This is a genomic window from uncultured Escherichia sp., assembly GCF_948475835.1.
Classification (GTDB): Bacteria; Pseudomonadota; Gammaproteobacteria; order Enterobacterales; family Enterobacteriaceae; genus ECMA0423.
Window position 1 is genome coordinate 1 of sequence record NZ_CAOLGM010000114.1, and the last position, 15,996, is coordinate 15,996.

A 15,996-nucleotide genomic window follows, 5' to 3' on the forward strand; every position below is an offset into this window, starting at 1 on the left:
GTATATTTTAATTAAATATAATTGGAATGTATTTTTATTCTATAAACAATATCTTGGGGAATGGATTCTATATGGGGAATGGTAACTTTTGGCAGTTGTTCTTGGGTAAAGAACCTTACAGCAAAAAATCTGATTTTGTTAAGGCATGGTTATTGTGGTGGGCTATTACCATCCTTGTTCTATTTATTTTAAGCCTGACTACGACATTAAATTTAAGAAGTATAGGTATAGGGTTAAGTTTTGGGTTTTGTCAAATCCTTGGTAGATATACGATGTCTCTAGGATGGAGTAAGTACTGGGGAGTTTTGGGGGTACTTCCTGTAACAAATATTGTTCTTTTTCTTATCTTAATTTTTTTCAAAAAAAGATAAATAAGTCAGTGGGTAGGCTCATTAAACGGCCTACCCATGTTAATTCTTAACTTTTTCTACGCTGCGTATAAATCGCATCCATCACAAAAATTGCCAGCGCCACCCAAATAAAGGCGAAAGTCACCATCTTATCGGCACCCGGTTTTTCACCATAAAACGTCACAGCCAGCAGGAACATCAGCGTCGGGCCAATGTACTGGAAAAAGCCTAACGTTGAGAGACGCAAGCGCGTGGCAGCGGCGGTAAAACACAACAGCGGTACGGTAGTGACAATACCGGCGGCGATCAGCAGTAAATTCAGCGACATCGGGTTTTGCCCCATATGGCTGGTTGAGCTGTCGGCAATAGCAAACAGGTAAATTGCCGCCACGGGCAGCAGCCACATGGTTTCGATTAACATGCCGGTTTGCGCTTCAACGGCAATCTTCTTGCGTACCAGACCGTAGAAGGCAAAACTAAATGCCAGTCCCAGCGCGATAATAGGTAGCGAACCAAAAGTCCACAGCTGGACTAACACGCCACATATCGCCAGAATCACCGCCAGCCATTGCATCCGGCGGAATCGCTCGCCGAGGAAAATCATCCCCAGCACAATGTTCACCAGCGGGTTAATAAAGTAACCAAGGCTCGCTTCCAGCATATGGTGATTGTTCACCGCCCAGATAAACAGTAGCCAGTTGCCACCAATCAGCACGGCAGAGACTGCCAGCATAAAAATTTTCTGTGGCGTCTGAATCAGCGTTTTTAAATAGGACCACTGGCGGCAAATACTCATCAGCACCACCATAAAGAAAAACGACCAGATCACGCGATGCGTCAGGATTTCATCGGCGGGCACGTAGTAAATCAACTTGAAGTACGCTGGCGCAATACCCCAAATAAAATAAGCGGCAAGAGCGAGTAATACGCCCTGCCGCGTTTGTTTTGCATCCATCGGGAATACTCATTTTTAATTGGTAACAGCAGTTTACCTGCTTTTATGTCTTCAACCTACCATATAGGTGGCGGTGGCACTGGCAATATAAAGCTGTTCTTCATTGTGTAATTCAACGCGGGCGACGGCGACTTTATTGCCTGCACGCAACAGGCTACTGGTAGCAGTAAAACGCTCGCCCCTGCCTGGGCGCAGATAATCAACGCGAAGATCAATGGTCCCCATCCGCGATAGCCGCTGGCGTAGTTCATCTTCACTGATGGTTTCGTGGCGGGTTAAGGTACTTCCCACGCACACCAGACCGGCGGCGACATCCAGCGCCGACGCAATGACCCCGCCGTGCAAAATGCTTTGCGCCCAGTTGCCCACCATCATTGGCTGATTTTTAAAGGCCAGCTGTGCGAACTCTTTTTCGTAACGCTCCAGTTCCATCCCCAATGCGCGGTTAAATGGCATGTGATAAACAAACATCTCACCCACTAATTTCAGGGCTTGTTCAGCAGTCAGTACGGCAGACATATCATCCTTACACTTCATTGGTTAATGAAATGTTGATTTTATGCTTCTTTGTTGTTGGTTTCTACTTTAGGAAGGGATAACTAACGGCAATGGAGTTAAGTATGTAAAATAGCCCGCAGAAAAACATTCACCTTATCAATAATTCGTTACGGAGAACACGACCGATGCGGACTCTGCAGGGCTGGTTGTTGCCGGTGTTTATGTTGCCTATGGCAGTATATGCACAAGAGGCAACGGTGAAAGAGGTGCATGACGCGCCAGCGGTGCGTGGCAGTATTATCGCCAATATGCTGCAGGAGCATGACAATCCGTTCACGCTCTATCCTTATGACACCAACTACCTCATCTACACACAAACCAGCGATCTGAATAAAGAAGCGATTGCCAGTTACGACTGGGCGGAAAATGCGCGTAAGGATGAAGTAAAGTTTCAGTTGAGCCTGGCATTTCCACTGTGGCGTGGGATTTTAGGCCCGAACTCGGTGTTGGGTGCATCTTATACGCAAAAATCCTGGTGGCAACTGTCCAATAGCGAAGAGTCTTCACCGTTTCGTGAAACCAACTACGAACCGCAATTGTTCCTCGGTTTTGCCACCGATTACCGTTTTGCAGGTTGGACGCTGCGCGATGTGGAGATGGGGTATAACCACGACTCTAACGGGCGTTCAGACCCGACCTCCCGCAGCTGGAACCGCCTTTATACTCGCCTGATGGCAGAAAACGGTAACTGGCTGGTAGAAGTGAAGCCGTGGTATGTGGTGGGTAATACTGACGATAACCCGGATATCACCAAATATATGGGTTACTACCAGCTTAAAATCGGCTATCACCTCGGTGATGCGGTGCTCAGTGCGAAAGGACAGTACAACTGGAACACCGGCTACGGCGGCGCGGAGTTAGGCTTAAGTTACCCGATCACCAAACATGTGCGCCTTTATACTCAGGTTTACAGCGGCTATGGCGAATCGCTCATCGACTATAACTTCAACCAGACCCGTGTCGGTGTGGGAGTTATGCTAAACGATTTGTTTTGATGAACGGTTGAGTGGTTGGCAAATCTGGAATCCAGCATCCAGGATTACCCTCTCAGAGACTAAAAGCATTGCAGTTTCTCGCGCAGGCGCTGAAAATAGCGCCTGTTTTTATTTCAGGCAATCGGGGTGAATGTGGCGCAGGCGGAAGTGTTGAATCTGGAGTCCGGAGCTAAACAGGTTTTACAAGAAACCTTTGGCTACCAACAGTTTCGCCCCGGCCAGGAAGAAATTATCGACACTGTGCTTTCCGGTCGCGATTGCCTGGTCGTCATGCCCACCGGTGGCGGAAAATCCCTTTGCTATCAAATTCCTGCCTTATTGCTAAACGGCCTTACCGTGGTTGTTTCACCGCTGATTTCGTTGATGAAAGATCAGGTGGATCAACTGCAAGCCAACGGCGTGGCGGCGGCGTGCCTTAACTCGACGCAAACCCGCGAACAGCAACTTGAAGTGATGACAGGCTGCCGCACCGGGCAAATTCGTCTGCTTTATATCGCCCCGGAACGCCTGATGCTGGATAACTTTCTTGAGCATCTGGCGCACTGGAATCCGGTGTTATTAGCCGTTGATGAAGCGCACTGTATCTCCCAATGGGGCCACGATTTCCGCCCGGAATATGCCGCGCTCGGTCAGTTGCGCCAGCGGTTCCCGACGCTGCCGTTTATGGCGCTGACCGCCACAGCCGACGACACCACGCGCCAGGATATCGTGCGCCTGCTGGGGCTGAACGATCCGCTGATTCAAATCAACAGTTTTGACCGTCCGAATATTCGCTACATGCTGATGGAGAAGTTCAAACCGCTCGATCAGTTGATGCGCTACGTGCAGGAACAGCGCGGTAAGTCAGGCATTATCTACTGCAACAGCCGCGCGAAAGTAGAAGACACCGCTGCGCGCCTGCAAAGCAAGGGAATTAGCGCGGCGGCCTATCATGCCGGGCTGGAAAATAATGTTCGCGCCGATGTGCAGGAAAAATTCCAGCGCGATGACCTGCAAATTGTGGTGGCGACGGTGGCGTTCGGCATGGGCATCAATAAACCAAACGTTCGCTTCGTGGTCCACTTTGATATTCCGCGCAATATCGAATCCTATTATCAGGAAACCGGTCGCGCCGGGCGTGATGGCCTGCCCGCGGAAGCGATGCTGTTTTACGATCCGGCCGATATGGCGTGGCTGCGCCGTTGTCTGGAAGAGAAGCCGCAGGGGCAGTTGCAGGATATCGAACGTCATAAACTCAATGCGATGGGCGCTTTTGCCGAAGCGCAAACTTGCCGTCGTCTGGTACTGCTGAACTATTTTGGCGAAGGGCGTCAGGAGCCGTGCGGGAACTGCGATATCTGCCTCGATCCGCCGAAACAGTACGACGGTTCAACCGATGCTCAGATTGCCCTTTCCACCATTGGTCGTGTGAATCAGCGTTTTGGTATGGGCTATGTGGTGGAAGTGATTCGCGGCGCTAATAACCAGCGTATCCGCGACTATGGTCATGACAAACTAAAAGTCTACGGTATGGGCCGTGATAAAAGTCATGAACATTGGGTGAGCGTGATCCGCCAGCTGATTCACCTCGGTCTGGTGACGCAAAATATTGCCCAGCATTCTGCCCTACAACTGACAGAGGCTGCGCGTCCGGTGCTGCGCGGCGAATCCTCTTTGCAACTTGCCGTGCCGCGTATCGTGGCGCTCAAACCGAAAGCGATGCAGAAATCGTTCGGCGGCAACTATGATCGCAAACTGTTCGCCAAATTACGCAAACTGCGTAAATCGATAGCCGATGAAAGTAATGTCCCGCCGTACGTGGTGTTTAACGACGCAACCTTGATTGAGATGGCTGAACAGATGCCGATCACCGCCAGCGAAATGCTCAGCGTTAACGGCGTTGGGATGCGCAAGCTGGAACGCTTTGGCAAACCGTTTATGGCGCTGATTCGTGCGCATGTTGATGGCGATGACGAAGAGTAGTCAGCAGCATAAAAAAGTGCCAGTATGAAGACTCCGTAAACGTTTCCCCCGCGAGTCAAATGTATGTTGATGTTATTTCTCACCGTCGCCATGGTGCACATTGTGGCGCTTATGAGCCCCGGTCCCGATTTCTTTTTTGTCTCTCAGACCGCTGTCAGTCGTTCCCGTAAAGAAGCGATGATGGGCGTGCTGGGCATTACCTGCGGCGTAATGGTTTGGGCTGGGATTGCGCTGCTTGGCCTGCATTTGATTATCGAAAAAATGGCCTGGCTGCATACGCTGATTATGGTGGGCGGTGGCCTGTATCTCTGCTGGATGGGTTACCAGATGCTACGCGGTGCACTGAAAAAAGAGGCGGTTTCTGCACCTGCGCCACAGGTCGAGCTGGCGAAAAGTGGGCGCAGTTTCCTGAAAGGTTTACTGACCAATCTCGCTAATCCGAAAGCGATTATCTACTTTGGCTCGGTGTTCTCATTGTTTGTCGGTGATAACGTTGGCACTACCGCGCGCTGGGGCATTTTTGCGCTGATCATTGTCGAAACGCTGGCGTGGTTTACCGTCGTTGCCAGCCTGTTTGCCCTGCCGCAAATGCGCCGTGGTTATCAACGTCTGGCGAAGTGGATTGATGGTTTTGCCGGGGCGTTATTTGCCGGATTTGGCATTCATTTGATTATTTCGCGGTGATGCCAGACGCGTCTTCAGAGTAAGTCGGATAAGGCGTTTACGCCGCATCCGACATTATTTTTCACGCATGCCTCGCCGATGCTAACAGCGCTCCCACCAGCATAAACAACGAGCCGAAAATCTTATTCAGCGCCTTCATCTGCTTTGGTCCTTTAATCCATAGAGCAATCCGTTGAGCAAGGGTGGCGTAACCGATCATCACAATAATATCGACCACAATAGTGGTGACGCCGAGCACGATATACTGCATCAGTTGCGGCTGTTGCGGCATGATGAATTGCGGAAATAGCGCCGCCAGAAACACAATACTTTTGGGATTGGTGAGATTCACAAAAACTGCGCGCTGGAACAAATGTCGACGCGATTGAGTAGAGGCCAGCGATTTAAGGTCAATTGCACCAGCGGCGCGCCACTGCTGGATTCCCAGCCAAATCAAGTAAGCCGCGCCTGCCCACTTCAACACTTCAAACGCAATCACTGAGCGGGAAAATAGCGTCCCCAACCCCACGCCAACCAGCACAATATGAATCGCCAGTCCGGTCTGAAGCCCAGCAATAGACGCCACCGCGCCGCGATAACCGTGGTTGAGCGAGGTGGTCATAGTGTTGATTGCACCAGAGCCTGGCGACAGGCTTAAAATGATCGATGTCAGCAGGTAGGCAAACCACCATTCTAAGGTCATGATGAACTCCCGGTGTGTCTATTTTTGTGCCACAATACGCTACTGTCGCAGCGTTGTGTCAGGCACGCTAAAAAAAACGATTTTACGTGGTTTAAGAGGCAGATTACCCGATGTTTCAGCAGCAAAAAGACTGGGAAACAAGAGAAAACGCGTTTGCTGCTTTTACCATGGGACCGCTGACTGATTTCTGGCGTCAGCGTGATGAAGCAGAGTTTACTGGTGTGGATGACATTCCGGTGCGCTTTGTCCGTTTTCGCGCACAGCACCATGACCGGGTGGTAGTCATCTGCCCGGGGCGTATTGAGAGCTACGTAAAATATGCGGAACTGGCCTATGACCTGTTCCATTTGGGGTTTGATGTCTTAATCATCGACCATCGCGGGCAGGGACGTTCCGGTCGCCTGTTAGCCGATCCGCATCTCGGGCATGTTAATCGCTTTAATGATTATGTTGATGATCTGGCGGCATTCTGGCAGCAGGAGGTTCAGCCCGGTCCGTGGCGTAAACGCTATATACTGGCACATTCGATGGGCGGTGCGATCTCCACATTATTTCTGCAACGCCATCCAGGTGTATGTGACGCCATTGCGCTAACTGCGCCAATGTTTGGGATCGTGATTCGTATGCCGTCATTTATGGCACGGCAGATCCTCAACTGGGCCGAAGCGCATCCACGTTTCCGTGATGGCTATGCAATAGGCACCGGGCGCTGGCGCGCGTTGCCGTTTGCTATCAACGTACTGACCCACAGCAGACAGCGATATCGACGTAACTTACGCTTCTATGCTGATGACCCAACGATTCGCGTCGGTGGGCCGACCTACCATTGGGTACGCGAAAGTATTCTGGCTGGCGAACAGGTGTTAGCCGGTGCGGGTGATGACGCCACGCCAACGCTTCTCTTACAAGCTGAAGAGGAACGCGTGGTGGATAACCGCATGCATGACCGTTTTTGTGAACTCCGCACCGCCGCGGGCCATCCTGTCGAAGGAGGACGACCGTTGGTAATTAAAGGTGCTTACCATGAGATCCTTTTTGAAAAGGACGCAATGCGCTCAGTCGCGCTCCACGCCATTGTTGATTTTTTCAACAGGCATAACTCACCCAGCGGAAACCGCTCTACAGAGGTTTAAATTTCTTATGTACCAGGTTGTTGCGTCTGATTTAGATGGCACGTTACTTTCTCCCGACCATACGTTATCCCCTTACGCCAAAGAAACCCTGAAGCTGCTCACCGCGCGCGGCATCAACTTTGTGTTTGCGACCGGTCGTCACCACGTTGATGTGGGGCAAATTCGCGATAATCTGGAGATCAAGTCGTACATGATCACCTCCAACGGCGCGCGCGTTCACGATCTGGATGGCAATCTGATTTTTGCTCATAACCTGGATCGCGACATTGCCAGCGATCTGTTTGGCGTAGTCAACGACAATCCGGACATCATTACTAACGTTTATCGCGACGACGAATGGTTTATGAATCGCCATCGCCCGGAAGAGATGCGCTTTTTTAAAGAAGCGGTGTTCAAATATGCGCTGTATGAGCCTGGATTACTGGAGCCGGAAGGCGTCAGCAAAGTGTTCTTCACCTGCGATTCCCATGAACAACTGCTGCCGCTGGAGCAGGCGATTAACGCTCGCTGGGGCGATCGCGTCAACGTTAGTTTCTCTACCTTAACCTGCCTGGAAGTGATGGCTGGCGGCGTTTCAAAAGGCCATGCCCTGGAAGCGGTAGCGAAGAAACTGGGCTACAGCCTGCAAGATTGTATTGCCTTTGGCGATGGAATGAACGATGCCGAAATGCTGTCGATGGCGGGTAAAGGCTGCATTATGGGCAGCGCGCATCAGCGCCTGAAAGATCTGCATCCCGAGCTGGAAGTGATTGGTACTAACGCCGAAGACGCAGTGCCGCATTATCTGCGTAAACTCTATTTATCGTAATCGTTCTTTATTTGGTCAGTTGTCAACCTGATACTTCGCTACAATGGATACTCGTTAATCAAAGAGTTTTCCATTGTGGCGCTACTTATCATCACCACGATTCTGTGGGCCTTCTCCTTTAGCTTTTATGGCGAGTACCTTGCGGGGCACGTCGATAGCTATTTTGCGGTGCTGGTGCGCGTTGGCCTGGCGGCACTCGTTTTTCTGCCGTTTCTGCGTACCCGTGGCAATAGCCTGAAAACAGTCGGCCTGTATATGCTGGTGGGCGCGATGCAGCTTGGCGTGATGTATATGCTGAGTTTCCGCGCTTATCTCTATCTGACGGTTTCCGAACTGCTGCTGTTCACCGTACTGACGCCGCTCTACATCACGCTGATTTATGACATCATGAGTAAGCGCCGTCTGCGCTGGGGATATGCTTTTAGTGCCTTGTTGGCGGTGATTGGTGCCGGGATTATTCGCTATGATCAGGTCACCGACCATTTCTGGACTGGCTTGTTGCTGGTGCAACTCTCCAATATCACTTTTGCCATCGGCATGGTGGGTTACAAACGCCTGATGGAAACTCGCCCGATGCCGCAGCATAACGCCTTTGCGTGGTTCTATCTTGGCGCGTTCCTGGTGGCGGTAATTGCATGGTTCTTGCTGGGAAATGCGCAGAAAATGCCGCAAACCACGTTGCAATGGGGCATTCTGGTGTTTCTTGGCGTGGTGGCTTCCGGGATTGGCTACTTTATGTGGAACTACGGCGCGACGCAGGTGGACGCCGGAACGCTGGGAATTATGAATAATATGCACGTTCCGGCAGGGCTGCTGGTAAACCTGGCTATCTGGCACCAACAGCCGCACTGGCCAACGTTTATTACAGGCGCGCTGGTGATCCTGGCCTCACTGTGGGTGCATCGTAAGTGGGTCGCTCCGCGCTCTTCACAAACGGCAGATGATCGCAGGCGTGATTGCGCGCTGAGCGAATAAACGCTTCCGTAACTGGCTGACGCTGCTCGCCATCGCGCACGGCGGCGTACAGTCGGCTCCACAAGCCTTCGCCCAGGGTTTTGGTCACCACCAGACCCTGGCGCTCAAAACTCTCTACTACCCAATGCGGTAGCGCGGCAATACCCATCCGCGCGGCAACCATCTGAATCAACAATAAGGTGTTATCGACGCTTTTTAGTGACGGACTGACGCCTGCCGGCTGAAGAAAATGCCGCCAGACATCCAGTCGACTACGCTGCACCGGATAAATTAATAGCGTCTCGCTGGCGAGATCTTCCGGTGTAATACGCGTTTTTGCCGCCAGTGGATGGTCAGGTGCTAACACCAGACGCACTTCATAGTCGAACATCGGCGAATAATGCAGACCACTGCGCGGCAGAATATCGGACGTCATTACCAGATCCAGCTCGCCCTGTTGCAACGCGGGCTGCGGGTCAAACGTCACGCCCGATTTAAAATCCATCTCTACCTGCGGCCAGTTCTTATGGAAATTTTCTAACGCGGGCGTCAGCCACTGAATACAGCTATGGCACTCAATGGCAATGCGCAGACGCGTCTGCTGCGGTTCATTGCAGGCTTGCAGTGCCTGGCTAATTTGCGGCAGCACCTGGTTTGCCAGTTGCAACAGGATTTCTCCCTGCGGTGTAAAGCGTAGCGGCTGGCTCTTACGCACAAATAGCCGGAAGCCAAGGCGTTGTTCCAGATCGCTAAACTGGTGAGACAGGGCGGATTGCGTCTGATGCAACGTCGCCGCAGCGGCTGCGAGAGAGCCGCAGTTCCGCAACGCTTGTAGCGTTTTCAGGTGTTTTACTTCGATCATGAAAGTCCTTCACTTCGGCATGAATAATTTGCGCTTGAGGAATATACAGTAACCGCCAATTATGGATGTGTAAACATCTGGACGGCTAAATACTAAAAATTCCATAAGGGGCATATCATATAATGACAATTCTTAATCACACCCTCGGTTTCCCTCGCGTTGGCCTGCGTCGCGAGCTGAAAAAAGCGCAAGAAAGTTATTGGGCGGGGAACTCCACGCGTGAAGAACTGCTGACAGTAGGGCGTGAACTGCGTGCTCGTCACTGGGATCAACAAAAGCAAGCGGGTATCGACCTGCTGCCGGTGGGCGATTTTGCCTGGTACGATCATGTTCTGACCACCAGTCTGCTGCTGGGTAATGTTCCGCCACGTCATCAGAACAAAGACGGTTCGGTAGATATCGACACCCTGTTCCGTATTGGTCGTGGACGTGCGCCGACTGGCGAACCTGCGGCGGCAGCGGAAATGACCAAATGGTTTAACACCAACTATCACTACATGGTGCCGGAATTCGTTAAAGGCCAACAGTTCAAACTGACCTGGACGCAGCTGCTGGAGGAAGTGGACGAGGCGCTGGCGCTGGGCCACAACGTTAAGCCTGTGCTGCTGGGGCCGGTTACTTACCTGTGGCTGGGGAAAGTGAAAGGTGAACAGTTTGACCGCCTTAGCCTGCTGAACGACATTCTGCCGGTTTATCAGCAAGTGCTGGCAGAACTGGCGAAACGCGGCATCGAGTGGGTACAGATTGATGAACCCGCGCTGGTACTGGAACTACCACAGGCGTGGCTGGACGCATACAAACCCGCTTACGACGCGCTCCAGGGACAGGTGAAACTGCTGCTGACCACCTATTTTGAAGGCGTAACGCCAAATCTCGACACGATTACTGCGCTGCCTGTTCAGGGTCTGCATGTTGACCTCGTACATGGTAAAGATGACGTTGCTGAACTGCACAAGCGCCTGCCTTCTGACTGGTTGCTGTCTGCGGGTCTGATCAATGGTCGTAACGTCTGGCGCGCCGATCTTACCGAGAAATATGCGCAAATTAAGGACATTGTCGGCAAACGTGATTTGTGGGTGGCATCTTCCTGCTCGTTGCTGCACAGCCCCATCGACCTGAGCGTGGAAACGCGTCTTGATGCAGAAGTGAAAAGCTGGTTTGCCTTCGCCCTACAAAAATGCCATGAACTGGCACTGCTGCGCGATGCGCTGAACAGTGGTGACACGGCAGCTCTGGCAGAGTGGAGCGCCCCGATTCAGGCACGTCGTCACTCTACCCGCGTACATAATCCGGCGGTAGAAAAGCGTCTGGCGGCGATCACCGCCCAGGACAGCCAGCGTGCGAATGTCTATGAAGTGCGTGCCGAAGCCCAGCGTGCGCGTTTTAAACTGCCAGCGTGGCCGACCACCACGATTGGTTCTTTCCCGCAAACCACGGAAATTCGTACCCTGCGTCTGGATTTCAAAAAGGGCAATCTCGACGCCAATAACTACCGCACGGGCATTGCGGAACATATCAGGCAGGCCATTGTTGAACAGGAACGTTTGGGACTGGATGTGCTGGTACATGGCGAGGCCGAGCGTAATGACATGGTGGAATACTTTGGCGAGCACCTCGACGGGTTTGTCTTTACGCAAAACGGTTGGGTACAGAGCTACGGTTCCCGCTGCGTGAAGCCACCGATTGTTATTGGTGACGTTAGTCGCCCGGCACCGATTACCGTGGAGTGGGCGAAGTATGCGCAATCGCTGACCGACAAACCGGTGAAAGGGATGCTGACGGGGCCGGTGACCATACTCTGCTGGTCGTTCCCGCGTGAAGATGTCAGCCGTGAAACCATCGCCAAACAGATTGCGCTGGCGCTGCGTGATGAGGTGGCCGATCTGGAAGCGGCAGGGATTGGTATCATCCAGATTGACGAACCGGCGCTGCGCGAAGGTTTACCACTGCGTCGTAGCGACTGGGACGCCTATCTCCAGTGGGGCGTAGAGGCCTTCCGTATCAACGCCGCCGTGGCGAAAGATGACACACAAATCCACACTCACATGTGTTATTGCGAGTTCAACGACATCATGGATTCCATTGCGGCGCTGGATGCAGACGTCATCACCATCGAAACCTCGCGTTCCGACATGGAGTTGCTGGAGTCGTTCGAAGAGTTTGATTATCCGAATGAAATCGGTCCAGGCGTCTATGACATTCACTCGCCAAACGTACCGAGCGTGGAATGGATTGAAGCCCTGCTGAAGAAAGCGGCAAAACGCATTCCGGCAGAGCGCCTGTGGGTCAACCCGGACTGTGGCCTGAAAACGCGCGGCTGGCCAGAAACCCGCGCGGCACTGGCGAACATGGTGCAGGCGGCGCAGAATTTGCGTCGGGGGTAAAATCCAAACCGGGTGGTAATACCACCCGGTCTTTTCTCATTACAGCGACTTCTTCCCACCATACTGCTTAAACCATTCCAGCATACGCTGCCAGCCATCTTTCGCAGATTCGGCATGATAGCTCGGGCGATAATCAGCGTTGAATGCATGCCCGGCATCCGGGTAGACGATAATCTCTGCTTTCGCATTAGCAGCCCGCAGCGCCTGGCGCATGGTTTCAACGCTCTCCTGCGGAATGCTGTTATCCAGACCGCCATATAAGCCGAGAACCGGCGCGTTAAGATCGGTTGCGATATCAACAGGTTGTTTCGGTGAATTCAGCGACTTATCGCCCGTCAGTTTGCCGTACCACGCCACTGCGGCTTTTAGCTGTGGATTATGCGCGGCATACAGCCAGGTGATACGTCCACCCCAGCAGAATCCGGTGATCATTAAACGATGAACATCGCCGCCGTTGCGGGAAGCCCAACTGGCGACATGATCGAGATCGGCCAGCACCTGCGAGTCAGGCACTTTTGCTACCAGACCGCTAAGCAACGTGGGGATATCGGCAAAATCATTCGGATCGCCTTCGCGGAAGTAAAGTTCAGGTGCGATAGCCAGATACCCCTCCAGCGCCAGACGGCGACAAATGTCGCGGATATGTTCATGCACGCCAAAAATTTCCTGCACTACAATGACCACTGGCAGTTGGCCATCGCTTTGCTTTGGTCTGGCATGGTAAGCAGGCATGTTATCCCCTTGTGAAGGGATAGAGGTGAAGCCCGCCACAATCGCGTCGTCCGGGGTCTGAACGATGGTCGAAGCGAGAGGCGATGCAGCAGGTGTAAATCCAGATTGTTGTGTTGTTGCCATGGTATTCTCCGTACCCTTATAAAAATGTTGCGCAATGTTAACTATAGTCAGCATGCAACAAATCACATTGCCTGAATCGGCTCATCTTTTATGCAGTCCTGCAGAATGAAGAGTGATTTATGTGATTTGAATCACTTTTGGTGGGTAAATTTATGCAACGCATTTGCGCCATGGTGATGAGTATCACGAAAAAATGTTAAACCCTTCGGTAAAGTGTCTTTTTGCTTCTTCTGACTAAACCGATTCACAGAGGAGTTGTATATGTCCAAGTCTGATGTTTTTCATCTCGGCCTCACTAAAAACGATTTACAAGGGGCTACGCTTGCCATCGTCCCTGGCGACCCGGATCGTGTGGAAAAGATCGCCGCGCTGATGGATAAGCCGGTTAAGCTGGCATCTCACCGCGAATTCACTACCTGGCGTGCAGAGCTGGATGGTAAACCTGTTATCGTCTGCTCTACCGGTATCGGCGGCCCGTCTACCTCTATTGCTGTTGAAGAGCTGGCACAGCTGGGCATTCGCACCTTCCTGCGTATCGGTACAACGGGCGCTATTCAGCCGCATATTAATGTGGGTGATGTCCTGGTTACCACGGCGTCTGTCCGTCTGGATGGCGCGAGCCTGCACTTCGCACCGCTGGAATTCCCGGCTGTCGCTGATTTCGAATGTACGACTGCGCTGGTTGAAGCTGCGAAATCTATTGGCGCGACAACTCACGTTGGCGTGACAGCTTCTTCTGATACCTTCTACCCAGGTCAGGAACGTTACGATACTTACTCTGGTCGCGTAGTTCGTCACTTTAAAGGTTCTATGGAAGAGTGGCAGGCGATGGGCGTAATGAACTATGAAATGGAATCTGCAACTCTGCTGACCATGTGTGCAAGCCAGGGCCTGCGTGCCGGTATGGTGGCGGGCGTTATCGTTAACCGCACCCAGCAAGAGATCCCGAATGCTGAGACGATGAAACAAACCGAAAGCCAAGCGGTGAAAATCGTGGTGGAAGCGGCGCGTCGTCTGCTGTAATCCTCTTCTCCTGTCTGAAGGCCGACGCGTTCGGCCTTTTGTATTTTTGCGTAGCGCCTCGCAGGAAATGCCTTTCCAACTGGACGTTTGTACAGCACAATTCTATGTTGTGCGGGTAAGTAATGAGGCTGGAGGCGTTGTGGATTTCTCAATCATGGTTTACGCAGTTATTGCGTTGGTGGGTGTGGCAATTGGCTGGCTGTTTGCCAGTTATCAACATGCGCAGCAAAAAGCCGAGCAATTAGCTGAACGTGAAGAGATGGTCGCGGAGTTAAGCGCGGCAAAACAACAAATTACCCAAAGCGAGCACTGGCGTGCAGAGTGTGAATTGCTCAATAACGAAGTGCGCAGCCTGCAAAGTATTAACACCTCTCTGGAGGCCGATCTGCGTGAAGTAACCACGCGGATGGAAGCCGCACAGCAACATGCTGACGATAAAATTCGCCAGATGATTAACAGCGAGCAGCGCCTCAGTGAGCAGTTTGAAAACCTCGCTAACCGTATTTTTGAGCACAGCAATCGCCGGGTTGATGAGCAAAACCGTCAGAGTCTGAACAGCCTGTTGTCGCCGCTACGTGAACAACTGGACGGTTTCCGCCGTCAGGTTCAGGACAGCTTCGGTAAAGAAGCACAAGAACGCCATACCCTGACCCACGAAATTCGTAATCTACAGCAACTCAACGCGCAAATGGCCCAGGAAGCGATCAACCTGACGCGCGCGCTGAAAGGCGATAACAAAACCCAGGGGAACTGGGGTGAAGTGGTACTGACGCGGGTGCTGGAGGCTTCCGGTCTGCGTGAAGGGTATGAATATGAAACCCAGGTCAGCATCGAAAATGACGCCCGCTCGCGGATGCAGCCGGATGTCATCGTGCGGTTGCCGCAGGGAAAAGATGTGGTGATCGACGCCAAAATGACGCTGGTCGCCTATGAACGCTATTTCAACGCCGAAGACGACTACACCCGCGAAAGCGCGCTACAGGAACATATCGCGTCGGTGCGTAACCATATCCGTTTGCTGGGACGCAAAGATTATCAACAGCTGCCGGGGCTGCGAACTCTGGATTACGTGCTGATGTTTATTCCCGTTGAACCCGCTTTTTTACTGGCGCTTGACCGCCAGCCGGAGCTGATCACCGAAGCGTTGAAAAACAATATCATGCTGGTTAGCCCGACTACGCTGCTGGTGGCGTTGCGTACTATTGCCAACCTGTGGCGTTATGAGCATCAAAGCCGCAACGCCCAGCAAATCGCCGATCGTGCCAGCAAGCTGTACGACAAGATGCGTTTGTTCATCGATGACATGTCCGCGATTGGTCAAAGTCTCGACAAAGCGCAGGATAACTACCGCCAGGCAATGAAAAAACTCTCTTCAGGTCGCGGAAATGTGCTGGCGCAGGCAGAAGCGTTTCGCGGTTTAGGAGTAGAAATTAAACGCGAGATTAATCCGGATTTGGCTGAACAGGCGGTGAGCCAGGATGAAGAGTATCGACTTCGGTCGGTTCCGGAGCAGCCGAATGATGAAGCTTATCAACGCGATGATGAATATAATCAGCAGTCGCGCTAGCCCATTAGGGGTAGTTAAGCCGGGTAGAAATCTAGGGCATCGACGCCCAATCTGTTACACTTCTGGAACAATTTTTTGATGAGCAGGCATTGAGATGGTGGATAAGTCACAAGAAACGACGCACTTTGGTTTTCAGACCGTCGCGAAGGAACAAAAAGCGGATATGGTCGCCCACGTTTTCCATTCCGTGGCATCAAAATACGATGTCATGAATGATTTGATGT

General features: G+C 52.1%; 16 protein-coding genes. 11 read left to right on the forward strand and 5 right to left on the reverse strand.

The genetic code is table 11. The features are described from left to right. The first annotated feature begins 71 nt into the window (after positions 1–71). Complete coding sequence (locus QZF50_RS18515; protein WP_000526434.1) at positions 72–371, forward strand: hypothetical protein; 300 nt, start codon at positions 72–74, stop codon at positions 369–371. 46 nt (positions 372–417) lie between these two features. Here QZF50_RS18515 and rarD read toward each other — a convergent pair whose 3' ends face one another. After that, positions 418–1,305 carry an EamA family transporter RarD gene (gene rarD / locus QZF50_RS18520; RefSeq protein WP_000339103.1) on the reverse strand — a complete coding sequence of 296 codons (888 nt, stop codon included), beginning with the start codon at positions 1,303–1,305 and terminating at the stop codon, positions 418–420. Between the two features lie 51 nt (positions 1,306–1,356). Further along, positions 1,357–1,824 (reverse strand): acyl-CoA thioesterase YigI, encoded by a 468-nt coding sequence (yigI, locus tag QZF50_RS18525; RefSeq protein ID WP_001277142.1) that lies wholly within the window; start codon positions 1,822–1,824, stop codon positions 1,357–1,359. Between the two features lie 164 nt (positions 1,825–1,988). On the opposite strand from yigI, the gene pldA reads away from it, so the two are divergent. From pldA to rhtC, 3 genes are all read left to right on the forward strand, one after another. Beyond that, positions 1,989–2,858, forward strand: a complete 870-nt coding sequence (pldA, locus tag QZF50_RS18530; RefSeq protein ID WP_001259700.1) for a phospholipase A — start codon at positions 1,989–1,991, stop codon at positions 2,856–2,858. Positions 2,859–2,990: 132 nt separating this feature from the next. Then, positions 2,991–4,820, forward strand: coding sequence for an ATP-dependent DNA helicase RecQ (gene recQ, locus QZF50_RS18535; RefSeq protein WP_001346040.1), 1,830 nt, complete (start codon positions 2,991–2,993; stop codon positions 4,818–4,820). A 63-nt stretch (positions 4,821–4,883) separates the two neighbouring features. Then, the gene (gene rhtC, locus QZF50_RS18540) at positions 4,884–5,504 is read left to right on the forward strand and encodes a threonine export protein RhtC (RefSeq protein ID WP_000928824.1); all 621 of its coding nucleotides are present in this window, start codon (positions 4,884–4,886) and stop codon (positions 5,502–5,504) included. A gap of 61 nt (positions 5,505–5,565) precedes the next feature. Here the strand turns inward: rhtC and rhtB are convergent, their stop codons facing one another. Beyond that, the gene (rhtB, locus tag QZF50_RS18545) at positions 5,566–6,186 is read right to left on the reverse strand and encodes a homoserine/homoserine lactone efflux protein (RefSeq protein WP_000171710.1); all 621 of its coding nucleotides are present in this window, start codon (positions 6,184–6,186) and stop codon (positions 5,566–5,568) included. 110 nt (positions 6,187–6,296) lie between these two features. On the opposite strand from rhtB, the gene pldB reads away from it, so the two are divergent. The 3 genes from pldB (at position 6,297) to bioP (ending at position 9,102) form a co-directional block, all read left to right on the forward strand. Next, positions 6,297–7,319: a lysophospholipase L2 gene (pldB, locus tag QZF50_RS18550; protein ID WP_000487654.1), complete on the forward strand. Its 1,023-nt coding sequence runs from the start codon at positions 6,297–6,299 to the stop codon at positions 7,317–7,319. 7 nt (positions 7,320–7,326) lie between these two features. After that, complete coding sequence (yigL, locus tag QZF50_RS18555) at positions 7,327–8,127, forward strand: sugar/pyridoxal phosphate phosphatase YigL (RefSeq protein WP_000285355.1); 801 nt, start codon at positions 7,327–7,329, stop codon at positions 8,125–8,127. 75 nt (positions 8,128–8,202) lie between these two features. Then, complete coding sequence (gene bioP, locus QZF50_RS18560; RefSeq protein WP_001196238.1) at positions 8,203–9,102, forward strand: biotin transporter; 900 nt, start codon at positions 8,203–8,205, stop codon at positions 9,100–9,102. On the opposite strand, the gene metR is transcribed toward bioP, so the two are convergent. Beyond that, entirely contained in the window at positions 8,990–9,943 is a 954-nt protein-coding gene (gene metR, locus QZF50_RS18565; protein ID WP_000573621.1) for an HTH-type transcriptional regulator MetR, read from the reverse strand. The two genes, bioP and metR, sit on opposite strands and share 113 nt — an antisense overlap. A 122-nt stretch (positions 9,944–10,065) precedes the next feature. Here metR and metE point away from each other — a divergent pair, with 122 nt between their 5' ends. After that, the gene (gene metE, locus QZF50_RS18570; RefSeq protein WP_000153974.1) at positions 10,066–12,327 is read left to right on the forward strand and encodes a 5-methyltetrahydropteroyltriglutamate--homocysteine S-methyltransferase; all 2,262 of its coding nucleotides are present in this window, start codon (positions 10,066–10,068) and stop codon (positions 12,325–12,327) included. Between the two features lie 39 nt (positions 12,328–12,366). Here the strand turns inward: metE and QZF50_RS18575 are convergent, their stop codons facing one another. Further along, positions 12,367–13,182 carry a dienelactone hydrolase family protein gene (locus QZF50_RS18575; protein WP_001346041.1) on the reverse strand — a complete coding sequence of 272 codons (816 nt, stop codon included), beginning with the start codon at positions 13,180–13,182 and terminating at the stop codon, positions 12,367–12,369. A 261-nt stretch (positions 13,183–13,443) separates the two neighbouring features. On the opposite strand from QZF50_RS18575, the gene udp reads away from it, so the two are divergent. The 3 genes from udp to QZF50_RS18590 all read left to right on the forward strand — a co-directional run. Then, positions 13,444–14,205 (forward strand): uridine phosphorylase, encoded by a 762-nt coding sequence (gene udp / locus QZF50_RS18580; protein WP_000045180.1) that lies wholly within the window; start codon positions 13,444–13,446, stop codon positions 14,203–14,205. Between the two features lie 139 nt (positions 14,206–14,344). Beyond that, positions 14,345–15,772, forward strand: coding sequence for a DNA recombination protein RmuC (rmuC, locus tag QZF50_RS18585; RefSeq protein WP_000347714.1), 1,428 nt, complete (start codon positions 14,345–14,347; stop codon positions 15,770–15,772). Positions 15,773–15,866: 94 nt separating this feature from the next. Continuing rightward, on the forward strand, positions 15,867–15,996 hold a 130-nt coding region (locus tag QZF50_RS18590), incomplete at its 3' end, for a class I SAM-dependent methyltransferase (protein WP_290388943.1).